The sequence below is a fragment of the Geobacter sp. genome, assembly GCF_030834625.1.
Lineage (GTDB): Bacteria > Desulfobacterota > Desulfuromonadia > Geobacterales > Geobacteraceae > Geobacter.
The window spans coordinates 21,015-43,006 of the sequence record NZ_JAUQXO010000025.1 but is presented as its reverse complement, the minus strand read 5'-3'; the positions used below and the strand labels follow the sequence as shown (position 1 = coordinate 43,006).

Below are 21,992 nucleotides of genomic sequence, written 5' to 3'. Positions count from 1 at the left end.
TTCATCCTCCGGATGAGTTGATAGGGATGTGGACAATGACGACGGTTCCCGCCTGCAGCGAACGGCAGATTCGCACCCGCCCTCCCAGCGCAAAGGCCCGTTCCCGCATGCCGGTGATGCCGAGCGAACCGTTGTCGCGCACCTGTTCGGCGGTGATCCCGCGGCCGTTGTCCGTCACAATCAGAACGAGCCGGTCGTTTCTCTCCTCCAGGGAGACCCTGACGCGGGTGGCCCCCGAGTGGCGGATAACGTTGGTCAGGGCTTCCTGGAAGATGCGGAAAACCGCCGTCGCCAGATCCCTGCTGAAATTCGTCTCCAGCAGGAGAATGTCGTGCGAGCAGCCGATTCCGGTTCGTTTTTCGAACTCCCTGGCCTGCCATTCGATGGCTTCGGCAAGACCCAGTTCGTCGAGGATGGAAGGCCGAAGCTGGGTGGATATCCTCTGGACGGTACTGATCGCTCCGGCAATGAGCAGTTCCATGTCGGTGATCTTCTTCACCAGGTGCTGGTGGTCCCGGTATTCCTCCGCCAATGACGACACCCCCAGTTGGACCGTCGCCAGCACCTGCCCCAGTTCATCATGGATCTCCCGGCTGACGGCCGTCCGTTCCTCCTCCCGGGCCCTCTGCAGGTGGCCCGACAGGGAGCGGAGCCGCTCGCGGGAGGCCCGCAGCTCATCGGCCGCCTGTTTGCGGGCGGTGATGTTGCGCACCAGGGAAAGTCTCGCGGTGATGCCGTCGGTATTATGCAGCGGCGTATCGAATATCTCGTAGGTCTTTCCGGTCTTCTCCGAGAGCCACTCCCAGGTGTAGCTCTTCCCCGCGCAGACCTCGTCGAGTTGGCAGTCGGGGCAGGCGTCGGGCCGGCCGTGGAAGTATTCGAAGCACGTGCGCCCTGCAACGGGGCCGAACTCTTCGGTCAGGGCGGAGTTCGCGTATTCGATCTTGCGGTTCTGGCTGACGATGCAGACCCCTGCCGGGATGGCGTTGAGGATGTGCGTCAGCTTGTTCCGCTCGGCGGCCAGCTCCTTTTCGGCACGCCTGCGCTGGGCAAGGTGGAGGTTGACCGGCCGGAATACGAGGAGGATCAGCGCCGGGAAGAGAAGGGCCACCAGCATGAGCGAGTCGAGGATGTGGTGGATAGGGTGGTCAAGCAGGCCGAAATGTGAGAGTACGACCATGACGACGACTTCCGAAACGAAGACGGAAACGGCGACAGCCGCGATAAGAAGCACAGGGGAACAGTACAGCCGCTCGAGATGGTTGGACGATGTGTCGTTGGTGGGGGTGTCTTTCCGTGCCATGGTAGCTGTCCTCGTCAGGCCGTCCGTTCAGGACAATCCTAGCACAGCTCGGGCCAGAAGGAAGAAGGATCTGCTTTTCACTTGCCCAAGGGAACGGTATCCTGTATCTGAACGGATGTATCACCGCCCCTGCCGGGCGACTGGAGGAAACCCCATGACAAAAGACTATTCCCCCCACTACAGCGAAGACAACCTGAAGGCCAAGCTCGCCCGGTTCGCCCGGGTGGCGGGGCGGGAGCTGATCGAGAAGGTGCTGGTCCTCTACCACACCCTCCGGGCACCTTCGACGCCGAAATGGGCCCGCGCCGCCATTCTCGGCGCCCTCGGCTACTTCATCTCGCCCATCGACACTCTTCCTGATTTCATCCCCGGGGTCGGCTACACCGACGACCTGGCCGTCATCGCCGCGGCCCTCATAACGGTGGCAACCCACATAACCCCCGAGATCAAGGCCAAGGCCCGCGAGCAGGTGGTGAGGCTCTTCGGCGAGCCGACTGTCGAACTAAAGGTGGAGGCTCACGAGAGGGAGTGACCGGACAGATCAATGCAACCGCTTCCAGCGGCAAATGTTTGAGGGAGTGAGAAAAAACTCTCAATGTATCTCCGGTGGTGTCGATAAGTATTACTGATGACGCTTCTTAGTGGCGTTCAAAACCATTCCGGAGGCAGCACAATGAATTTGTTCAAAGCTCTCGGCATCAAGCGCAAGATCACCATGGGCAATCTCGTCATGCTCTTGCTTATCATTGCCCTTGGGGTGTTTTCCCTGTCGCAGCTGGCCGCAGTGAACAGGCAGGGGGAAGAGTTTTCCAGCAACCATCTCCCCACCATCGTCCTTCTCAAGGCCGCCGATGACGCCGTCGGGACCGCACGGCGCTCGGAACTCCAGTCGCTTATCGTTGCAAACGCCGACGACCTGGCGAAATACGAAAAACGCTTCAACGACAACCAGAAGCAGCTCAAAGAGATGCTGGAGTCCTACGGAAAGCTGAGAATGGACGATGGCGAGAAGAAGCAGATCGCCGCTTTCCAGGAAAAGGCAGCGCACTATTTTACCGATTCGGCAACAACCTTCGAACTGGTCAAGCAGGGGAAAGTCGCTGAAGGAAAACAGAATCTCTGGAACGTGAGCAAGAAAAGCTACGACGATGCCATGAAGGCAATCGAAGCTCTTACCGAGTACAACGTCAAGGAGGGTAAGGAGGCAGGCGCGGACATCGCGAAGGTCTACTCCAAGGCCCAGTATGGAGTCGCCGCCGTCCTCATCGCCTGCTTCGTGATCGGCATCATCCTGAGCAACCTCATGGCCGCAAGCATCTGCGGGCCAATCCGGCGCCTGGCAGACGACGCCGACAAGGTTGCCAAGGGGGACCTGAGCGTGGCCATCACGACAGACTCCCGTGATGAGGTCGGTCAACTGGCCACCGCCTTCGCCGCCATGGTGGAGAATCTGCGCTCCGTCATCGGCAAGGTGACCGACACCTCGACCCAGGTCTCATCGGCGGCAAACCAGCTCTTCAGCACCTCCGAGCAGATGGCCACGGGAGCCGAGGAGGTGGCCTCCCAGGCTTCCACGGTGGCAACCGCCTCGGAAGAGATGGCCGCCACCTCCGGAGACATCGCTCAGACCTGCCACCGGGCTGCCGACGCCTCCCACCATGCCACCAGCGCGGCCCAGACCGGGGCACAGGTGGTGGAAAAGACCGTTACCGTCATGGGGCGGATTGCCGAGCGGGTCAGGGCGACGGCGACGACCGTCGAGAGCCTGGGAACACGCAGTGATCAGATCGGGGCCATCGTCGGCACCATCGAAGACATCGCCGACCAGACGAACCTCCTGGCCCTCAACGCCGCCATCGAGGCGGCCCGCGCCGGTGAGCAGGGACGCGGCTTCGCGGTGGTTGCCGACGAGGTCAGGGCCCTGGCGGAGCGGACCACCCGGGCGACGAAAGAGATCAGCGCCATGATCAAGGCGATTCAGTCGGAAACCAGAGGAGCCGTGGCCGCCATGGAAGAGGGCGTTCACGAGGTCGAGTCGGGTACCGGCGAAGCGGGACGCTCCGGAGAAGCCCTCACCGAGATCCTCGACCAGATCAACGCGGTGGGTATGCAGGTGAGCCAGATTGCCACCGCCGCCGAGCAGCAGACCGCCACCACCAGCGAGATATCCAGCAACATCCAGCAGATTACCGAGGTGGTCCAGGTTACCGCCCGCGGAGCCCAGGAATCGGCCACGGCAGCCTCCCAGCTGGCCCGGCAGGCGGAGGAGCTCCAGCGGCTCGTCGCCCACTTCAAGGTGGCGTAGCGCAGAGCTTATCCGTTCACTCCCTCCCACGCCGTTTTGCCCGGCGCTCCCGGGCCGCCTCGCAGAGGCGCCGCTCCTCGTCGGTGCGGGGGTCCCAGGGTGGGACCTCCGCGGGTTTTCCTGATCCGTCCAGGGCCACCATGGTGAAGAACCCCCGGGCCGCCTCGCGGCTCTCCCCCGTGAAGACGTTCTCCGCTTCCACTACAACCGCCATGTCGATGGAGGTCCGCCCGGTGCAGACCACCCGGGCCTCCACCTTGACAACCTCCCCCAGCCGCACCGGCCGGATGAAGGCCATCTCCTCTGCCCCGGCGGTCACCACTTCGCACCGGGCGTAGCGCCAGGCGGTAATGGCAGCCGCCTTGTCCATGAGGCTCATGAGCACCCCGCCGAAGATGCTTCCTGCGGGGTTTGTGTCTTGCGGCAGCAGGGTCTCAATCAGGGTCCAGTCGCGGTTCATGGCGTGCCTCCTGCAGTATCCCGTCTTCCCCCCTCACACCAGCCGGTAACCCCCGTCCACACAGACCACCGACCCCGTGGTGTAGCCGTTCTTCATGAGGGCAATGACGGCCCCGGCCACGTCTTCGGGGCGGCCGATCCGGTGGGCCGGGAGCTGGGCCGCCAGGGAGTCGAACATCTTCTTCCGCTCGAAGGGGTTCATGCCGGCGTAGGCAGGGGTGTCGACGATCCCCGGGGAGACGGTGTTCACCCGAAGCGGGGCGAGCTCTACGGCGAGGCTGCGGCAGAGGGCTTCGATGGCTCCGTTGACGGCGGCGTAGGCCGAGAGCCCGGCCACCGGTTTTGCCGCCGCGACGCCGGAGAAAAACGTGATGGACCCCCCCTCCCTGATCCGCTGGGCACCGTAGCGGGCCGCGAAATACTGCCCCCAGAACTTGCTGTCGAATATCCGGCGGAAGGAGGGGGTGTCGAGCTCCAGGAACGCCCCGGTCACGCCGGTGGCCGCGGTGACGACCAGGTGGTCAAGTTCGCCGACCTTGGCGAAGAACCCCTTCACGGCGTGCTCCAGGGTAACATCGAGGGGGTGGGTATCCACCGGCTGGGGGATTTCGTCCGCGGCCCGCCGGAGCTTTTCCTCCGAGCGGCCGGCGATCACCACCTCAGCACCCTCGGCCGCCGCCATCTTCGCCACGGCGAGCCCCATGCCGGAGCTGCCCCCGATCACCACCACCTTTTTTTCGTTCAGTGACATGTCTCGCTCCTCTCTTTTCCCTGCTTCTCCAATTCCTCTTCCATCTCCAGTACCCGCAGGGTGATCTTCATGATCGAGTCGGGATTGAGGGAAATGGAATCGATCCCTTCTTTCACGAGGAAGGCGGCGAATTCCGGGTAGTCGCTGGGGGCCTGGCCGCAGATGCCGCTGTGGCGGCGGTTGCGCCGCGCCCCCTCCACCACCTGGGCGATGAGACGCATGACGCCGGGGTCCCGCTCGTCGAAGACATGGGCCACCAGGACCGAGTCCCGGTCGATGCCGAGGGTGAGCTGGGTCAGGTCGTTGGAGCCGATGGAGAAGCCGTCAAAGAGCTGCGAGAACTCGTCGATCAGGACCACGTTGTTGGGGATCTCGCACATGACGTAGACCTCGAGCCCGTTCTCACCCCGGACGAGGCCGTTTGTTGCCATCTCCGCCAGGACTTTCTCAGCTTCGATGATCCGCCGGCAGAAGGGGATCATGGGGATGACGTTGGTGAGCCCCATCTCGTCCCGCACCCGTTTCAGGGCCCGGCACTCCAGGGCGAACCCCTCCCGGTAGCGCTCGTCATAGTAACGCGACGCCCCCCGGAAGCCGATCATGGGGTTTTCCTCATGGGGCTCGAAGGCGCGTCCACCCAGGAGCGAGGCGTATTCGTTGGTCTTGAAGTCGCTCATGCGTACGATGACCGGTTTTGGGTAGAAGGCGGCGGCGATGGCGCCGATCCCTTCGGCCAGCTTCTCCACGAAGTAGGCGGGCGGGTCGGGGTAGCCGGCGGTGAGTCGTCCGATCTCGCGGCGGGACGCCTCGTCCTCCACCCGTTCCGGGTGGACCAGGGCCATGGGGTGGACCTTGATGTGGTTGGTGATGATGAACTCCATCCGGGCGAGCCCGACCCCGTCGTTGGGGATCTTGCAGAGGGAGAAGGCCTCCTCCGGGTTCCCCAGGTTCATCATGATCTTTGTCCGGGGGCGCCCCATGCCGGCCAGGTCCACCCGCTCCACCCGGAAGGGGAGGGTGCCGTCGTAGATCCTCCCCACATCCCCTTCGGCGCAGGATACCGTGATATCCCGGCCGGTGGCGATCCGCTCGGTGCCGTCGCCGGTGCCGACCACCGACGGGATGCCCAGCTCGCGGCTGACGATGGCGGCGTGGCAGGTGCGCCCCCCCTTGTTGGTGACGATGGCGGCGGCGGTCTTCATGACCGGCTCCCAGTCGGGGGTGGTGGTGTCGGCCACCAGAACCTCGCCGGGACGGAATTCGTTCAGCTTGTGAACGTCGAGGATGACCCTGGCCGGGCCGGCGGCGATCTTTTCGCCGACGCTGGTTCCCGTGGCCAGCACCTCGCCCTTGCGCTCCAGGAAATAGGTCTCCAGGAAGTTCAGCCGCTTCTGGGACTCCACCGTCTCGGGGCGGGCCTGGACGATGAAGAGATCGCCCGAGACGCCGTCCTTGGCCCACTCGATGTCCATGGGGATGGGATGGTTGGCCCGTTTCGAGTAGTGCTCCTCGATGATGATGGCCTGACGGGCCAGTTCCAGCACTTCGTCGTCGGCAAGGCAGTAGCGGCGCCGTTCCTCCTTCGGCACCTCCACGTTCTTTGTCAGATGCTTGGAGGTGCCGGTGCCGTAGATCATCTTGATCTTTTTCGAGCCGAGGGTGCGCCGGACGATGGGGCGGAACCCCTGGCGCAGGGTCGGCTTGAAGACGGTGAACTCGTCCGGGTTCACGGCCCCTTGGACCACGTTCTCCCCCAGCCCCCAGGCGCCGGTGACGAGGACCGTGTCCCGGAAGCCGGTTTCGGTGTCGAGGGTGAAGATGACGCCGCTGGAGGCCTTGTCCGACCGGACCATGGCCATGACGCCGATGGAGAGCCCCACCTTGAAGTGGTCGAATCCCTGGTCGATGCGGTAGGAGATGGCCCGGTCGGTGAAGAGGGAGGCGAAGCAGCGGCGGCAGGCGTCCAGGAGCTGCACCTCGCCCCGGATGTTCAGGTAGGTTTCCTGCTGCCCCGCGAAGGAGGCGGTGGGAAGGTCCTCGGCGGTGGCGGAGCTGCGGACCGCCACGGCGCAGTCCTCGCCATACTCGGCGCAGAGCTGGCGGTAGGCGGCCACGATCTCTACCGTCAGGTCGCTGGGGAGAGGGGCGCCGCAAATCAGCTCCCGGATACGGTGCCCCCGGAAGGCCAGGTCGTCAAGGTCCTCCTTGTGGAGTTTGGCCAGGGTTCGCCGCATGTCGTCCAGCACATCCGCCGACCGGATCAGGTGCCAGTAGGCTTCCGCTGTTATGGCGAAGCCGTTGGGGATTTTCACCCCCAGGGGGCGGAGCTCCCGGTACATCTCCCCTAGGGAGGCGTTCTTCCCCCCCACGAGGGGGACATCGTCGATGGTGATTTCGGAGAACCAACGGATGTAGGTGGTGGACATGGGGGAAACCTCCCTGTTTCCCCTCACCCCTGCCCCTCTCCCCAAGGGCGAGGGGGGAAACAAACCCTCTCCCTTGGGGAGAGGGTGGCCGTAGGCCGGGTGAGGGTGTTTTTCCTACCCGTTCAGCTTTGCAGCAATTTCCGCCACATACTTCCCCTGATAGCGTGCGCCGGCCAGTTCGTTCTCGCTGGGGAGCCGCTCGCCCTGGCCGCCGGCAATGGTTGACGCCCCGTAGGGGGAGCCGCCGGTGATCTCGTCGATCCGCATCTGGCCCGCAAAAGCGTAGGGAAGCCCCACGACCACCATCCCCTGGTGGAGGAGGAAGGTGTGGAAGGTGAGGATGGTGGACTCCTGGCCCCCGTGCTGGGTGGCTGAGCTGGTGAAGACACCCCCCGCCTTCCCCACGAGCGACCCCTTCACCCAGAGCCCGCCTGTGGCGTCCAGGAACTGGCGCATCTGGCCACACATATTGCCGAAGCGGGTTGGGGTGCCGAAGATGATGGCGTCGGCGGCGGACAGCTCATCCACAGTGCAGACGGGAATGTTGGCAAAGGCCTTCTGGGGTTCAACCGCCCCCATTTTCTCCAGGACGTCGGTCGGCAGGGTTTCGGGAACCCGGCGGAGCAGCGCCTCGGCGCCGGGGACTTCGCGGACCCCTTCGGCCACGGCCTCGGCCATCCGATGGATGTGGCCGTACATGGAGTAAAACGGAATGAGAACGTTCATGGAATACCCTCCTGTTGGTGTGGCGTGCAGGAAAAGGGTACCGCATTGCCGTCACGATGCAATCGGGAGGGGTGGGGAAGAATGAAAAAGGCGATGCCCGCTCCGGGGGGGGCGGGCATCCAATGCACGTGGAGAGAGGATCAGTCGCTGACTTGTTGCTGGAGTTTGCCGGACGTCTCCGGCGTATCCGTTGCCGCCTCCACCTCGCGAGGGGCGCGGGACTGCCAGCGGCCGAGAACCACCGACTGGACTGCCGCTGCAATGCCGAAAGAGAAGATGCCGATGACAAGGGGCATGCCGCGCATGAGCATGAGGTCGTGGAAGAAGACTTTCACCAGGGCCACCAGGGTTACGAGAATGGCGACGTTGCGCAGCTCCTTGTTTCGCCTGACAAAGGCCATGACCATGAGCCCCGCCGCCGCGGCGGTGATGATGACGGTCTGGGTGGTGAGGAACGCCGGTGATGCCGTGCCGCCGAAGGCGAGCCAGGCGCCGGAGCGCAGGGCGCAGAAGGCCGCTGCCAGTACTCCCATGAGGATGAGGGAGGCGGAAATATCCCGCCTGTCGAAGCGGGAGAAGAGCTTGGAATCCTGCGGGGGGCCGTGGGTACGGCACCAGTGGTGGTGGGCCATGGCGATGAGGGATACCAGCGCCGCTGCAACCGCCGCGACAATGGTGAGGGTTTCGGCGGGTTTCAGGTGGTGGAGCGCCAGAAAGGCAAAACAGGCGTACCCCTGGAGGAGGTACGAAACGGCCCGCACGCCGCCCCGCTGCCAGCGGTGAGCTATGAATGCCAGCCCGAAGGCCGTTGCGGCCAGAAGAACCGGCGGTATGGCGGCTTGGCTGAATGCCAGGGGAAGAGCCAGGGCCAGAAGCGCGCTCCCTGCCAGGGCGAAGGCGCTTGCCCCCCGGGCCTGCTCGGGAGACTGACCAGCAAGCCAGACACAGACTCCCAGGTGACCAAGGGCCGCTGCTATGCCGACCGCGCCGTAGAGCGCGAGACCTGTTCCCGTGGATGAAGCCACATACACCGCGGAGAGGAAGACCCAGACCGCATTGATGGTTGGCAGGGCCAGATCGAAGCGGGAAATCTTGTCTTGGCCGCTCTTCAGGATGCCGAGGAGCGCAGTGGCCACGAAGGTGACCATGAAGAGTGCGATGGTCGGCATGAACCAGGTGGCCGCCAGGGATGGCGGGACAGGGGAGGCGCCCCTGAGCGCGATGCCAAGTTTGGTTGCCCAGAGCACCTGCATGAAGAGGGTGACGGCCAGCAGAATCCAGCGCAGCCAGGAGCAGCGATGAAGCCGCGTGGCGAAGGTGCCGAGGAGGTTGGCCGTCAGGAGCAGCATGCCGAGCATCGGGAAGAAGGGGTTGGGGTAGTCGATGGCGGCGCCGGCCAGGCAGAGCCCGAGGGTGCCGACGATGACCGGGATGGCGACCCGGAAGACATGGCCGATGACGGCAGTGGCGATACCGGCGATGATCAGGACCCCGTAGGCAGGCATGGCGGGGAGGGAGTCGAAGCGGGCGTGGACCTCCAGGACAATGGTCGCCAGGAGCGCCGGGCCGCTGATGGCGAAGACCGGTGCCAGAGGGCTCTTTTTGAGGTACATGGCGCAGGCGACGCCGATCAGCAGTGCCGCGTACCCCATGCCGATGAACGAGCCGATCTGCTTGCCGACGACGCCGCTGTCGGTGAGGGTTCGGAGCGCCAGTGCCAGGACGAGCACGAAGCAGAGGGTGGAGAGGCGGGGGAGGAGGGACTTCTCACCGGCCCAGGAGAGGATTTCCTCGGAGGCGGATTCGGGCTCCGTGGAAAAGATCGGCCTCGGTTTGGACGGGGTCCGGGCAACTGGCGGTGATGCCATTCCCAGCTGTACCGACATTTCCTCTACGCGTACCGTGAGGTTTCGAAGCTCCGAGGTCAACTCCTCGACCCGTGCTTCCAGAAACGAGACTCGATCCGACATGCTGCAACCTCCTTGAGATGCTGAGTGGAGGAAAAGGGAGCCTCGCAAGATGACGCGGTATGAGTTTGAGGGGATTGCGCTGCGAGCTAAAACATTATTTACGATTTGCTGAATTTAATTAGTGTTAGCAAAGTGTAATATGCCGGTTATACTGGGTTTTTACGAGTATAACGTTTTTTTATTCTAAGGCAAGAATTAAGTGCGGAGAGGATTTCCGCCGGGTCAGCGGCCCGAGGCGCAGCGGCTGATGGGGTGGGGTTTTGAACGGCGGGGACGCTCCGTTTCGCCGGTCAGGAGGCCGGTGGCTACCAGGTAGCCGTAGGTGAGGGAGAGCATGTCAGCCACGTCCCCCATGGTGAGGTTTATCCGTGTGTACTTGCGGTTCAGTTCCCTGAGGTAGCAGAGGTGGTCTCCCCCATCCTCGATTATCCGCTCAAGGGTCTGGCCGCCGCGTCGTATCCGGGCGAGCCCCATGGTTCCCCCCCGGTGGAAGGTGGTGGTGTCCTCCACGGTCTGCATGAGGCGGGAGAGGGTGGCGAAGGAGGCCGATGTGAAACAGCCGGTACGCTCGATGGTATCCAGGTAGGTCGGAACGCCACAGGCAAAGAGCGAAGGGAGGCCTGCCACGGCTTCGCCAATTACTCCGCCTGCCCCGTAGCGGTGCCGTGACCACCGGCCGTTGGTGGCATCTTTGCCCAGGGTGGAAAAATACTGATGGGCGGTGGATTGCACGGCACTGCGCAGGAGGGATTCGTCATCGCAGTCGGCGTGCCAGCGGGAAATGAGAAGGAGGCCGCTCAGGAAGATGTACCCCTTGTGGGTGTTGGTCCCCAGTTCGTCGAACATGGCCTCCTCGGCGCGCCGGCCGATGGCCGCCTGGCAGTGGAAGTGCTCGCCATCGGCCAGGGACCGGATCAGCTCGGCCAGGTAATCGGCCACGATGTGGAGGGAACGCTCCATCTTCGCCAGGTTCAGGTCGGGGTGGGAACCGCAGTCGGCGAGATCCACGAGGCCCGGTTTCGGCGTGAGGTACAGCCCCATGGCGGCACCTTTGACGAGGGCCTGGGCAAACCGTTCGATCTCGAAAATGCGTGAGGAGTTCATGGTCCCTCCCGGGCTCGGATGGGGGAATTGTTCGGGCAGACAGGCAGTGGACCCATAGTAACACGGGTTGTGCATGAAAGGATAATGTGTATACGCCAATATTGGGGTTCAGGTACAGCCGGTAACGGTATTCCCTCCGGCGGCCTTGGCAGCGTCAAGGGCTGAAAGGGCGGCTGTTACCAGGGAGTGGCTGCTGGCGCCGGTGGTCGCTTCGGCAACGCCCACCGAGATGGTGAGGGGAGGGAGCATGCGGCCGTCATGGATGTCGATGACGGTGTTGGTGAGCCGCTGGCGGAGGCGCTCGGCGATGGCTCGGGCCGTGGCGCCGCCGGTGTCGGGGAGGAGGATGGCGAAGGTGTCGCCGCCGTAGCGGGCCACCACCTCGGTGGGGCGGAGGTAGTTCCGCAGTGCCTTTGCCACGGCATGGAGCGCCCGGTCGCCGCCGATGCGGCCGTGCTCATCGTTGAAGGCGCGGAAGTGGTCGATGTCGATCATCATGAGGGAGAGGGGCTTGCCGCTGGCAATGGCGCGGCTTACCTGGCGCTCCAGCACCCCTTCCAGCCAGCGGCGGGTCTGGAAGCCCGTGAGGGGGTCGACGATGCTCTGGTCGTGGAGGGCATATTCGCGCACCGTCCCCGCAAAGTTCTCGCGGCTCTGGTCGTGGCGTCGCCGCAGGAGGATGCCGAGGAGGTTGCAGGCGGCGGCGTGGGAGGCCTGGGCCAGTGCCCATATGAGGTCTTCCTCCATGAACAGGATGCGGCATGCCTCGGTGGCCACCAGCAGGCAAGGGACGCCCGGCTCTCCGGCGGAGAAGGTTTCGCCGATGATGTCCCCCGGTTCCAGAAAGAGGGGATCGTCGGTTTCCCGCACGTCATAGTGGAGGGCAAGCCGCCCCGAAAGGAGCACCGACAGGCTGCGGTCCAGGGGGCCGGCCGGCTCGAACCGCTCGCCCCGCGGAAGCTCCTGTGCCGTGCAGTGGGCAAGGATCCCCTCGATGCACTCCAGGGGAACGAAGCGGAAGAGGGGAACCGCGTCCAGTTCGGCGGCGCTGAAGGGAGAGTTGTGGGTCATGGCTCAGTAGCCCCTCGCCACCACGTCAAGGTGACCGTCGTTGGGGCAGAAGATGAGGCCGTGAATCGGCACGTCCTTGGGTATGAGAGGATTCTGGCGGAGAACGGAGACGACCCGAGCCACGTTTTCCTCAGGGCAGGAGAAGGCCCCCATCCACTGGGCCAGGTCGGGCACCTGTGTTGCGATGACTGCGGGGTCCACACCCCGCGTCACCATCCGTTCTTTCAGGGCCTCGGCGTCGACGGTGGCCATGCCGCAGTCCTGGTGCCCGATCACGAAGATCTCCTCCACGCCGAGCATGAAAATGGCCGCCACGAGGCTCCTGACCACGCCGCCGCTCAGGGGGTCGACGATGGTGTTGCCGGCGTTCTTGATGACCTTGGCGTCACCCCGCTTGATTCCCATGGCCGGTTCCAGGAAGTCAACAAGCCGGGTATCCATGCAGGTGAAGATGGCGAACTGCTTCTTCGGGTTTTTGGGGAGGGGAGGGAACGCCCCGGGGCGGACGTACTTCCTGTTTGCTTCGAGGATCGTGTCGAGCAGGGTCATCGTTGCACCTCGCATATTCGCATGGTTTAGGCGTGCACTATTTAACCCGGCCGTGGTATTCCCTGTCAACCGTTTTCAGCCTCCCTGAGGAGACGGTCCTTTCCATTTTGAGCGGTGGAGTAATCTCTTGCGGATGACGGTGGTGCCTTACCACCCCGTCGCAATGAGCGCCACCCCTGCCACCATGAGGAGGGCGCCGGGGAGGCGGTGGCGGATGCCCGGCTCCCGGAAAAGGAGGTGGCCGTAGAGGACGCCCATGAGGAGGCTCGTCCGCTTCACGGCGATCATGTAGGCGACGTTGGTGAGGCTGACGGCGGTCATGTGGGAGAGAAACATCACTCCGTAGAGAAGGCCGGGGAGCGCGGCTGCCCGGAGGATGCCGCTCTTGGCCATTGACTTCAGCTCCCGCCGCCCTCCCCAGAGAGCGACCGGCGTGAGGAGGAGGGTGAGGGCCGGCAGGTAGCAGAGGGAGAAGAAGAGGGGGGCCGAGGCGGTGACCGCCTTCTTGCCGAGGGTGGAGGTCACACTGTAGATGAGCGCCACGCCGATCATGCAGAGGGAGCCCGGCTCGTGGCGAATGGCGCGCAGGGGGGCCAGAAGTCCCTTTCCCCCTTCGTTCAGGTTGAGGACGTAGCTCCCGGCAGCCACGAGGATGATGCCGGCGCCTCCCACGGGGGTGATCCGTTCGCCCAGCAGCAGATAGGGGATCACCAGGAGAAAGACTGGCGTCAGCGCCAGAAACGGGAGGGTAAGGCTGAGGGGGGAGAGCCTGAGCGCCCGCACATAGAGGAGCGCGGCAAGGGCTTCCAGCGGCAGGGCCATGAGGGATGCGGTGAAGAAGTCCCGCGACAGGGGGGGCACCGTCACGAAGGGGAGTGCGGCAAAGAGGAGCGGCAGGGCGAAGAGGAGCCGCAGCCAGAGGACCAGGTATTCGTTATGGCTTGCCAGCGCCCGCTTGGCAAGGGCGTCGCTCGTGGCGAGGGCGAAGGCGCACAACAGCGTCAGGGGGAGCCAGAGGGATTCCATCCGTTATTTTTTTGCGTCTATCCCATAGCTCTTCATCTTCCGGTACAGATTGCTCCGCTCCAGCTCAATGGCCTCGGCGGTCCGGGAGATATTCCAGCCGTGCTCTTCCAGCTTATGGATGATGAACTCCCGCTCGAACTCCTCCCGGGCCTCCCTGAGGGAGTGGAGCTCCTGGGCGCTCCCGGCCCGGTGCTCCACTTCGCGGCCGGCTGCAGCGCCGCCGATGGAGTCGGGAACCTGGTCGGGGGTGATGACCTTTCCCGGCGTCATGATGACGAGCCGCTCGATGATGTTGCGCAGTTCCCGCACGTTCCCGGGCCAGTCGTACCCCTTGAGAAGCTCCACCGCCTCGGGGAGCATCCGCTTGCGCTCCTGCCCCTCCCGCTGGGCAAAGATTATGAGGAAGTGCTCCACCAGGAGCGGGATGTCGTCCCGGCGCTCCCGGAGCGGCGGCACCGTGAAGGGGACCACGTTGAGGCGGTAAAAGAGGTCCTCCCGGAAGTTTCCCGCCCGGATCTCCTCGGGGAGGTCCTTGTTGGTGGCGGCCACTACCCGTACGTCCACCTCGATGGTCCTGGTCCCCCCCACACGCTCGAAGGTCCGCTCCTGGAGGATGCGGAGCACCTTGGCCTGGGTCTTCAGCGACATGTCGCCGATCTCGTCCAGGAAGATGGTGCCGCCGTCGGCCAGGTCGAATTTCCCCTTCTTCTGGGCCACGGCGCCGGTGAAGGCACCCTTTTCGTGGCCGAAGAGCTCGCTCTCGATGAGCTCCTCGGGGATGGCGGCGCAGTTGATCTCGACGAAGGGCTTCTCCCGCCGGGGACTCCAGTGGTGGATGGCCCGGGCCACCAGCTCCTTGCCGGTGCCGTTCTCGCCGGTGATGAGAACCGAGGCGTTGGTGACTGCCACGCGCCTGACCTGCTCCTGGAGCTGGAGAATGACCGGGGTTTTCCCCACCATGTCGTGTCCCTTGAAGGCCACGGTGCGCAGGGTGTCGTTCTCGGCCTTCAGGCGTCCCACGTCGAGGCCGTTTTTCACGGTGACCAGGACCTTTTCCAGGGAGAGGGGTTTCTCGATGAAGTCGTAGGCCCCCAGCTTGGTGGATTTCACCGCCGTTTCGATGGTGCCGTGGCCCGACATCATCACCACGGTGAGGAGGGGGTGGAACTCCTTGAGCCGCTGGAGCGTTTCGAGACCGTCGAGCCGCGGCATCCAGATGTCGAGCAGGACCAGGTCCGGGCGCTCCTTTTTTACCGCTTCGAGGGCTTCAAGCCCGTCCTTGGCAAAGACGGGGCGGTACCCCTCGTCCTCGAGGATGCCGGCCAGGGCCGTGCGGATGTTCTTCTCGTCGTCGACGACGAGTATCGTTTCGTTCATTTTGTGATCCTTTAGCTATTATTCCCCTCACCCGGCCTTCGGCCACCCTCTCCCGCGGGGAGAGGGTTTAAGATTCCCCTCGCCCTGAGGGAGGGGGGCGGGGGTGAGGGGGGATTAGGCCGTTACCGGCAGTTCGATGATGAACTTCGTCCCCCGGGGCGCATTGTCCCGCACGCGGATGAAGCCGTTGTGGTCGGTGATGATGGTGTTGACGATGGCGAGCCCCAGGCCGGTCCCCGACTTCTTGGTGGAGAAGTAGGGTTCGAAGAGGCGCGGCTTGTCTTCGGGGGCGATGCCGTGCCCCGAGTCGGCAAGGGTCACCACCGCCATTTTCAGCTCCGGATCGAAGCGGCTTTCGATCACGATGTGCCCCTCCCCCCCGACGGCTGCCACGGCGTTGTCCAGCAGGTTGATGAAAACCCGCTTGATCTGGTCCCGGTCGAGCTGGAGCAGAGGCAGTCGCGGGTCCTCGCGGAAACCGAACGCAATGGTGCGGTGTCCCTCCCGGAAGAGGGTGAGGGCCTCGCGGATGATGCCGTTCAGGTCGTTGGGGGTCGGATTGGCGGCCGGCATCCGGGCGAAGTTGGAGAATTCGTCCACGAGGGTCTTCAGCTCATCCACCGATTTGACGATCATGGCGGTGCATTCGTCGAAGATGGTGTCTTCTGAGCCGAAGCGGGGGAGGTAGCGCTTACGCAGCCGCTGGGCCGAGAGCTTGATCGGCGTCAGGGGGTTTTTGATCTCGTGGGCGATGCGCCGGGCCACTTCCCGCCAGGCCGCCATCCGCTGGGCCTTGATGAGCTGGGTCAGGTCATCGAAGACCACCACCGTTCCCAGGAACTCGCCACTCTCATCCCGCAGCATGGTCAGGTTGAAGAGGAGCGTCGCCCTGGTGTCGCGGACGGGGAGGGTCACCTGACGGCTGATGGTGTCCTGCTTCGCCATCACCATGTCCCGCAGGATCCCCTTGATGGTGTCGAGCTGCTCGTGCTTGAGGACTTCCCGGAAGTTCTTTCCCACCACGTCGCGGGGGGGGATCTGGAGGAGCTCCTCCGCCGACTTGTTGATGGTGGTGACCATGCCGTGCCGGTCCACGGAGATGACGCCGGCTGCCACGTTCCGCAGCACGGTCTCCATGTAGCGGCGCCGCTCGTCCAGTTCCTGGTTGCTCCTGACAAGCTCCACGTTGGTCTGGCGCAGGGCCTGCTGGTGGCTGCGCAGGTCTCCGGTCATCTTGTTGAAGGCGGCCACGAGCATCCCGAATTCGTCGCTCGATCGCTGTCCCAGCTGCACATCCAGGTTCCCCTCGGCCACCTGTCGGGTCGCCTCGGCCAGTTCCTTGATAGGGGTCGTGAGGGTGTTGGCCAGGTAGATGCCGAACCAGACCGCCAGAAAGACAATCACCATGGTGATGAGAAAGAGGGTCAGGATGTACCCCGAGCGGATCGGGTTCTTGAGGATCTTGAGCTGCCGAAACTCCTCGTACGAGCTGGTGATCTCCCGCATCTTCTCCACGAGGGAGTAGGGGACGAAGTAGTTCACCACCACCACGCCCACCACCTCGTCGGCCCGGTAGGTGGAATAGATGGGCATGATGCCGCGGATGAGATCGGCCTTTCCCACGGTGTTCACCCGGGTGAGCTCCTTGCCGTTGAGACCTGCCTTGATGTCCTCGGAGGAGGGGTTCGTGAATTCCCCCAGGGGGACGCTGGGGTTGGACGACCGCACGAGCTCCTCGTTCTGGGAGGAGTAGACCTCCACGATGCCAAGGTTGTACTCCTGCTGCTTCTTGCGGACCAGTTCCCGGAGATGGGGAAGGTTTTCCTCGTTCAGCAGCCGCTCGTCCCGGATGGTGGTGCTGATCTGACGGCCGTAATAGAGGGCGTTGGCGGCCGAATTCTTGTAGTAGGTCTGGGCCACCTCCAGGGATTCGGCAAGGGAGTTCTCGATCCGGGTATTGAACCAGTTGCGGATGCTCTGGTTCACATAGGTGGCCGACACGACAAAAAGGAGCATTGTCGGCACCAGTGACAGCCCCATGAAGGCGATGACAAGCTTGGTCTGGAGGTTGGCCCCCAGGGCCTTGCTTCGTCGCTCCATGAGGAGCTTCGCCACGTTGCGGAAGACCAGGTAGATGAGGAGGATGATGAGGAGGATGATGATGTTGATGATGCCGAAGATGAGGATGTTGCTCCCCATGGGGACATCGGAGCTGATGCGGGAAAGGTGGACTTCGACCCGGGTCAGGACGAGAATCAGCAGCACCGAAACGGCGATGATGATCGCTTCGCGCCGTCGCTTCTTTCTCTCCTGCTCCGTGGGGGGAATGATGTCTGTCTGGTGGTTACGGTTTGAATCCATTGATACGCAGTCCTTGGTGTAGCGAAAATGCAACAGGGTCACTTTATACCAAATGGGGAGAATAATGCAAGGAGGGGGTGGAGGCGCGAGGAAGCTCTGTACAAAAGAAAAGAGAGGCACCGGCGATTATTGGCGATACCTCTCTTTTCTCGTTTCCGGCGCGAATTTTCCCTACGGCGCCTTGATCTCCTCGCTCTTGGACCGGAGCTTTTTCAGGAGGGCGGGGTAGCCGTCGTTGGTGACGATCTTGTTGAACTGGCCCCGGTAGTTGGAGACGAGGCTCACCCCCTCGATCACCACGTCATAGGCCATCCACTTCCCCCCTTTTTTCATGAGGCGGTAGTCAAGGGAATACTCGTCGCGCTTGGCGGTGACCACCTTGGACTTTACCTCGGCGTACTCACCGTCGATCCGTTCGTTGAGGTAGACAATCTTCTCCTGGTTGTAGGACTCGATCTTGTCGGCATAGGAGTTTTCCAGGAGCGTCTCGAAGAGTGCCGTGAACTCCTTCTTCTCGGCGGCGCTCCGGTCCCGCCAGTGGCGGGCCATGGAACGCTGGGCCATCTCACCGTAGTCAAAGACGGCGCCGATGGCCTTTTTCAGTTCCTGGCGGCGCTTCTTCTCGTTCTGGGGTTTCTTCATCTCCTTGTCGGCGACGATCCGGACCACCTCGTCCACGGTCTTTCTGACCGTCTCGGTGGGGCTTCCCTGGGCGAAGACCGGTCCGCCCAGGGCGAGCGTTATGAAGAGGATGGGAAGGGCAAACCATTTCATAAATCATGTTCCTCCATAGATTGATCGTTCTAACGGCATCAGGAATAACACGGAGCAACGGAGCAACGGAGAAATCAATGCATTAATCCAATATCCTGCCTGACTTTCAGGGGGTGCTCGGAAATTGAAAAGAACGAATTTTCTTCTCAGATTTTGCTCCGTTGCTCAGTTGCTCCGTGTTTCAAATGCTTTTCCTGGTTTATTTCTCCAGCGGCAGTGCGCCGACGGCATAGTCCAGGTTGGCCTTGGACATCTTCTGGTTGTAAATGGACTGGAAGTAGCCCCCTCTCATCCGGGCGTAGTTCTGGAGTCCGTCGAAAAGCTCCTTGCCCGGGCCGACGCCGAAGTCGAAGTTGGCCATGGCGGAGACGATCCACTTCTTGGCATTGGTGTAGGCGTCCCGGGTGGCGTCGATGCTCTTCTCCGACTCCTTCAGGTCGAGCCAGGCCTTTTTCACCTGGAGGGGGATGTTGTTCTCGGCGTAGGCCTTGGTGGAGAGGAGCCGGTTGTACTGGGCCCGCTCACCGGCTACCTTTGAGCCGGTGATGCCGAAATCGAGCTTCCACTTGACCCCCAGGGCGATCCCCGACCAGAAGTGGTTGAATTCGTCGGTGATGAATGGGTTGTCGATGCGGCTCCGTTCCGGCGAATAGGCCCCCGACAGGAGCCCCGCCAGGAAGATGTCGGGGTAGTAGGCGGCCTTTGCCGCCTCCACCAGGGCCTCCCGCGCCTTGAGCCCCTCCTTGAGCTGCTTGAACTCGGGGCGCTTGGCCCGGGCCTCGTCGATGTAAACGGGGAGGTCCTCCACGGTTTCCTCATCGGGGACGAGGCGCTCGGTGGCGACGTCGATCTGTGCCTCGGGCGGCAGGCCGATGCGGGTGCGGAGGGCCGAGAGGGCCAGGGTTTCTCCCTTGTCGGCCTCGGCCAGGTACTTCCCCACCTCGCCGTTGAAGGCGTCCAGCTTGTAGATGTCCAGTTCATCCACATTGGGGGAGGCCTTGTCCAAGAGCTCCTGGGCCTTCGTGCGGGCCTTGTCCAGGTTCTCCCGCACTTCCTTGACCACTTCCTTCAACTCCCGGGCCAACAACACCCCGTAGTAGTACTCCTTGGTCTGGAGGGCCACCTCGTTACGCCGCTGGTCCTTTTTGGCCCGGTCCACCTCGATGCCGTGGGTGGCCGCCTTCATGCTCTCGCTGATCTTGCCGAAGGTGTAGAGGGGCTGGACCAGGGTCGCGTCGGCCCGGGCGAACCAGGTGAAGGAGTCGGTGTCGTTGACCCCGTCGGGCGACGAGATCTGATTGCCCCGGGCCTCGGGGACCGGCCCGACGAGGCCCCGCATCTCGATCTGCGGGAACCGGTACCCCTTGGCCTCATCGAGCCGGGACTGGGCCAACTCGATGTCGGCCTGGGATTCCCCCAGCTCCGGCGCCGTGGCCAGGGCCCCCCGGATGCATTCGTCGAGGCTGAAGGTTTTCGTTGCCGTTTCCGGTTCGGCTGCCAGGACCCCCGACAGGGGAAGGGCCGTCAGACAGCATGCCAGTGCCACTGTGCGAAGCGTTCTCATGAAAGTTCCTCCTTCGGATGCAAATGAACCCGAAACAACGACGGGAATAACACGGAGCAACGGAGCAACGGAGAAAACCAAAGTTTCCCCCTGAATTCTAGACGTAATGCGTAAAAAGTGCTGAAAAATGTTTTTCTCTGATTTTGCTCCGTGTGCTCCGTTGCTCCGTGTTGAAAGATGTTTTCTGAATATAGTCACTCCACCTTGCCGTGGATGTACTTGCTCAGGAGCTCCTCCAGGTCCACGGCTGACTCAGTCTCCCTGATCCTGCCGCCGCCGGCCAGCATTTTTTCAGAGCCGCCCGGCTTCAGCTTGATGAACTTGTCGCCGATGATGCCGCTGGTGCGGACCGAGGCGATGACATCCTCCTGGAGCTTCACCCCGTTGGCGATCCGCAGATAGACCCGGGCCCGGTCATGGTACTTCGGATCGAGGTCGATCCGGTCGACCCGGCCGATTTCCACTCCGGCAATTTCCACCGCGGCCCCCTTCTTGAGCCCCGACACCGAGTCGAATTCGGCGTAGACCTCGTAGTGGTTCCCGCCGACCAGTTCCATCTTCCCCAGCTTCACCGACAGCCAGGCGAGGCAGAGAATGCCGATGGCGACGAAGACACCGACGATCAGTTCGAGCGTAATTTTTTTCATGACATCACCCGTTTCAGATGAACTGGATTGGGCCTTCAAGGCTGCCGCTGATGAACTGCCGCACCACCGGATGCTCCGAGCGCTGGATAGCCTCCGGCGTATCGGTGGCGATGATCTTTCCCTTGTAGAGCATTGCCACGCAGTCCGAGATGTCGAAAATCTCCGGAATCTCGTGGGAGACGATCACCGCCGTGTAGCCGTACCGCTCGTGGGTCTCCCTGATGAGCTGGTGGATGGCCCGGCAGATGATCGGGTCGAGGCCCGTGGTCGGCTCGTCGAAGAGGATGATTCGGGGGTTCAGCAAGAGCGCCCGGGCAAGCCCCACCCGCTTTTTCATCCCCCCCGACAGCTCGTCGGGGTACTTTTTGTCGATTCCCTTGAGCCCCACGTTCTCCAGGGCGTCGTGGACCCGGTCGCTGATCTCGGCCCGGGTGAGCCGGGTCTTCTCCTCCAGGGGGAAGGCCACGTTCTCGAAGACCGTCATGGAGTCGAAGAGGGCCGCGTTCTGAAAGAGCATGCCGAACTTCTCCCAGACCCGGTTCATCTCGAACCGGCGCATGGCGGTGATGTTGTCCCCCTCCACGTGGACCTGGCCCCGGTCGGGCCTCATGAGTCCGATCATGTGCTTCAGGAGCACGCTCTTCCCCTCGCCGCTGGGGCCGATCACCGCCGTGATCTTTCCGGGGGGGATCTCAAGGGAGAGGCCGTCCAGCACCACCTGGGAGTCGAAAGACTTATAGACATCAATAAGTTTGATCATAAATCACAGCATCACCGACGTGAGGAAGTAGTCCCAGACCAGCACCAGCACCGACGACATGACCACCGCCTCGGTGGTGGCCCGCGAGACCCCTTCGGCGCCATGGCCGGCGTGGTACCCCTTGTAGCAGCAGACCCAGGCGACAATGCCGCCGAAGGAGATGGATTTCACGATCCCCGACCAGACGTCCTTCCACTCCACGCTCCGCTCCATCTCGTGGAAGTAGGCCCCGGGGTTCACCCCCAGGAGCTTCACCCCCACCACGTAGCCGCCGTAGATACCCACCACGTCGAAGATGGCGCACAGAAGCGGCACGGCCACCAGAGCTCCGATGATCTTTGGCGAGACCAGATACTTGAACGGCTCCAGGGCCATGGTCTTCAGGGCGTCGATCTGTTCGGTGATCTTCTTGATGCCGATCTCGGCGGTGATGGCGCTCCCGGCCCGCCCCACCACCATAAGAGCCGTGAGGACTGGCCCCAGCTCACGTATCAGGGAGAGGGCAACCGCCGAGCCGAGCATCCCCTCGGAGCCGAACTTGGCCAGGCTGTAGTACCCCTGGAGCCCCAGGACCATGCCGGTGAAGGCGGCGGTGAGAACGATGACGAAGAGGGATTTTACACCGATGAAGTGGATCTGCTTGAAGACGTGGATCGGCTTGCCGGGCCTGATAATGATGTTTACGAGGGCCATGACGAGAAAAATCAGCATCCGGCCCATTTCCCGGAAGATGGAGATGGCCACGGCGCCCAGTTTTTCAAGGAAGGTGCGGAACACGGATCTCTCCCGGCAGAATTGGTTGGTGAGAGAAAGTATAGG

General features: G+C 63.0%; 19 protein-coding genes. 2 read left to right on the top strand and 17 right to left on the bottom strand.

The genetic code is table 11. The annotated features are described in order from the left end of the window. Window position 1: 1 nt before the first annotated feature. Window positions 2-1,303: an ATP-binding protein gene (locus RCH91_RS06365; protein WP_306533773.1), complete on the bottom strand. Its 1,302-nt coding sequence runs from the start codon at window positions 1,301-1,303 to the stop codon at window positions 2-4. Window positions 1,304-1,457: 154 nt separating this feature from the next. Here RCH91_RS06365 and RCH91_RS06360 point away from each other — a divergent pair, with 154 nt between their 5' ends. Next, entirely contained in the window at window positions 1,458-1,835 is a 378-nt protein-coding gene (locus RCH91_RS06360) for a YkvA family protein (RefSeq protein ID WP_306533772.1), read from the top strand. A 141-nt stretch (window positions 1,836-1,976) separates the two neighbouring features. Further along, window positions 1,977-3,608, top strand: a complete 1,632-nt coding sequence (locus tag RCH91_RS06355; RefSeq protein WP_306533771.1) for a methyl-accepting chemotaxis protein — start codon at window positions 1,977-1,979, stop codon at window positions 3,606-3,608. A gap of 16 nt (window positions 3,609-3,624) precedes the next feature. On the opposite strand, the gene RCH91_RS06350 is transcribed toward RCH91_RS06355, so the two are convergent. The 16 genes from RCH91_RS06350 to RCH91_RS06275 all read right to left on the bottom strand — a co-directional run bounded on the left by RCH91_RS06350 (window position 3,625) and on the right by RCH91_RS06275 (window position 21,950). Further along, the gene (locus RCH91_RS06350) at window positions 3,625-4,068 is read right to left on the bottom strand and encodes an acyl-CoA thioesterase (RefSeq protein WP_306533770.1); all 444 of its coding nucleotides are present in this window, start codon (window positions 4,066-4,068) and stop codon (window positions 3,625-3,627) included. Between the two features lie 33 nt (window positions 4,069-4,101). Further along, on the bottom strand, window positions 4,102-4,818 hold the full coding sequence (locus RCH91_RS06345) for an SDR family oxidoreductase (RefSeq protein ID WP_306533769.1): 717 nt from the start codon (window positions 4,816-4,818) through the stop codon (window positions 4,102-4,104). Beyond that, complete coding sequence (gene ppsA, locus RCH91_RS06340) at window positions 4,809-7,244, bottom strand: phosphoenolpyruvate synthase (RefSeq protein WP_306533768.1); 2,436 nt, start codon at window positions 7,242-7,244, stop codon at window positions 4,809-4,811. The genes RCH91_RS06345 and ppsA overlap by 10 nt, the downstream gene beginning before the upstream one ends. A 114-nt stretch (window positions 7,245-7,358) precedes the next feature. Further along, window positions 7,359-7,970 (bottom strand): NAD(P)H:quinone oxidoreductase, encoded by a 612-nt coding sequence (gene wrbA, locus RCH91_RS06335; protein WP_306533767.1) that lies wholly within the window; start codon window positions 7,968-7,970, stop codon window positions 7,359-7,361. Window positions 7,971-8,110: 140 nt separating this feature from the next. Then, window positions 8,111-9,940 (bottom strand): hypothetical protein, encoded by a 1,830-nt coding sequence (locus RCH91_RS06330; RefSeq protein ID WP_306533766.1) that lies wholly within the window; start codon window positions 9,938-9,940, stop codon window positions 8,111-8,113. A 222-nt stretch (window positions 9,941-10,162) separates the two neighbouring features. Further along, on the bottom strand, window positions 10,163-11,044 hold the full coding sequence (locus tag RCH91_RS06325; protein WP_306533765.1) for a triphosphoribosyl-dephospho-CoA synthase: 882 nt from the start codon (window positions 11,042-11,044) through the stop codon (window positions 10,163-10,165). Between the two features lie 108 nt (window positions 11,045-11,152). Further along, window positions 11,153-12,115 carry a diguanylate cyclase domain-containing protein gene (locus RCH91_RS06320; protein WP_306533764.1) on the bottom strand — a complete coding sequence of 321 codons (963 nt, stop codon included), beginning with the start codon at window positions 12,113-12,115 and terminating at the stop codon, window positions 11,153-11,155. 3 nt (window positions 12,116-12,118) lie between these two features. After that, complete coding sequence (locus tag RCH91_RS06315) at window positions 12,119-12,664, bottom strand: carbonic anhydrase (RefSeq protein ID WP_306533763.1); 546 nt, start codon at window positions 12,662-12,664, stop codon at window positions 12,119-12,121. Between the two features lie 147 nt (window positions 12,665-12,811). Continuing rightward, a complete protein-coding gene (locus RCH91_RS06310) occupies window positions 12,812-13,690 on the bottom strand; it encodes an EamA family transporter (RefSeq protein ID WP_306533762.1) in 879 nt (292 codons plus the stop codon). Between the two features lie 3 nt (window positions 13,691-13,693). Beyond that, window positions 13,694-15,067: a sigma-54 dependent transcriptional regulator gene (locus RCH91_RS06305; RefSeq protein WP_306533761.1), complete on the bottom strand. Its 1,374-nt coding sequence runs from the start codon at window positions 15,065-15,067 to the stop codon at window positions 13,694-13,696. Window positions 15,068-15,181: 114 nt separating this feature from the next. Further along, on the bottom strand, window positions 15,182-17,428 hold the full coding sequence (locus tag RCH91_RS06300) for a PAS domain-containing sensor histidine kinase (protein WP_306533760.1): 2,247 nt from the start codon (window positions 17,426-17,428) through the stop codon (window positions 15,182-15,184). A 171-nt stretch (window positions 17,429-17,599) separates the two neighbouring features. Then, complete coding sequence (locus RCH91_RS06295) at window positions 17,600-18,202, bottom strand: phospholipid-binding protein MlaC (RefSeq protein ID WP_306533759.1); 603 nt, start codon at window positions 18,200-18,202, stop codon at window positions 17,600-17,602. A gap of 199 nt (window positions 18,203-18,401) precedes the next feature. Continuing rightward, window positions 18,402-19,766, bottom strand: a complete 1,365-nt coding sequence (locus RCH91_RS06290; protein WP_306533758.1) for a TolC family protein — start codon at window positions 19,764-19,766, stop codon at window positions 18,402-18,404. A gap of 194 nt (window positions 19,767-19,960) precedes the next feature. After that, entirely contained in the window at window positions 19,961-20,413 is a 453-nt protein-coding gene (gene mlaD, locus RCH91_RS06285; protein ID WP_306533757.1) for an outer membrane lipid asymmetry maintenance protein MlaD, read from the bottom strand. Window positions 20,414-20,426: 13 nt separating this feature from the next. Further along, on the bottom strand, window positions 20,427-21,173 hold the full coding sequence (locus tag RCH91_RS06280; RefSeq protein ID WP_306533756.1) for an ABC transporter ATP-binding protein: 747 nt from the start codon (window positions 21,171-21,173) through the stop codon (window positions 20,427-20,429). A gap of 3 nt (window positions 21,174-21,176) precedes the next feature. Next, window positions 21,177-21,950, bottom strand: coding sequence for an ABC transporter permease (locus RCH91_RS06275; protein WP_306533755.1), 774 nt, complete (start codon window positions 21,948-21,950; stop codon window positions 21,177-21,179). Window positions 21,951-21,992: the final 42 nt, after the last annotated feature.

Excerpts from the sequence above, each read along its gene's own strand:
- RCH91_RS06365 (WP_306533773.1), bottom strand. The coding sequence starts at position 1,303 with ATGGCACGGAAAGACACCCCCACCAACGACACATCGTCCAACCATCTC.
- RCH91_RS06360 (WP_306533772.1), top strand. The coding sequence starts at position 1,458 with ATGACAAAAGACTATTCCCCCCACTACAGCGAAGACAACCTGAAGGCC.
- RCH91_RS06355 (WP_306533771.1), top strand. The coding sequence starts at position 1,977 with ATGAATTTGTTCAAAGCTCTCGGCATCAAGCGCAAGATCACCATGGGC.
- RCH91_RS06350 (WP_306533770.1), bottom strand. The coding sequence starts at position 4,068 with ATGAACCGCGACTGGACCCTGATTGAGACCCTGCTGCCGCAAGACACA.
- RCH91_RS06345 (WP_306533769.1), bottom strand. The coding sequence starts at position 4,818 with ATGTCACTGAACGAAAAAAAGGTGGTGGTGATCGGGGGCAGCTCCGGC.
- ppsA (WP_306533768.1), bottom strand. The coding sequence starts at position 7,244 with ATGTCCACCACCTACATCCGTTGGTTCTCCGAAATCACCATCGACGAT.
- wrbA (WP_306533767.1), bottom strand. The coding sequence starts at position 7,970 with ATGAACGTTCTCATTCCGTTTTACTCCATGTACGGCCACATCCATCGG.
- RCH91_RS06330 (WP_306533766.1), bottom strand. The coding sequence starts at position 9,940 with ATGTCGGATCGAGTCTCGTTTCTGGAAGCACGGGTCGAGGAGTTGACC.
- RCH91_RS06325 (WP_306533765.1), bottom strand. The coding sequence starts at position 11,044 with ATGAACTCCTCACGCATTTTCGAGATCGAACGGTTTGCCCAGGCCCTC.
- RCH91_RS06320 (WP_306533764.1), bottom strand. The coding sequence starts at position 12,115 with ATGACCCACAACTCTCCCTTCAGCGCCGCCGAACTGGACGCGGTTCCC.
- RCH91_RS06315 (WP_306533763.1), bottom strand. The coding sequence starts at position 12,664 with ATGACCCTGCTCGACACGATCCTCGAAGCAAACAGGAAGTACGTCCGC.
- RCH91_RS06310 (WP_306533762.1), bottom strand. The coding sequence starts at position 13,690 with ATGGAATCCCTCTGGCTCCCCCTGACGCTGTTGTGCGCCTTCGCCCTC.
- RCH91_RS06305 (WP_306533761.1), bottom strand. The coding sequence starts at position 15,067 with ATGAACGAAACGATACTCGTCGTCGACGACGAGAAGAACATCCGCACG.
- RCH91_RS06300 (WP_306533760.1), bottom strand. The coding sequence starts at position 17,428 with ATGGATTCAAACCGTAACCACCAGACAGACATCATTCCCCCCACGGAG.
- RCH91_RS06295 (WP_306533759.1), bottom strand. The coding sequence starts at position 18,202 with ATGAAATGGTTTGCCCTTCCCATCCTCTTCATAACGCTCGCCCTGGGC.
- RCH91_RS06290 (WP_306533758.1), bottom strand. The coding sequence starts at position 19,766 with ATGAGAACGCTTCGCACAGTGGCACTGGCATGCTGTCTGACGGCCCTT.
- mlaD (WP_306533757.1), bottom strand. The coding sequence starts at position 20,413 with ATGAAAAAAATTACGCTCGAACTGATCGTCGGTGTCTTCGTCGCCATC.
- RCH91_RS06280 (WP_306533756.1), bottom strand. The coding sequence starts at position 21,173 with ATGATCAAACTTATTGATGTCTATAAGTCTTTCGACTCCCAGGTGGTG.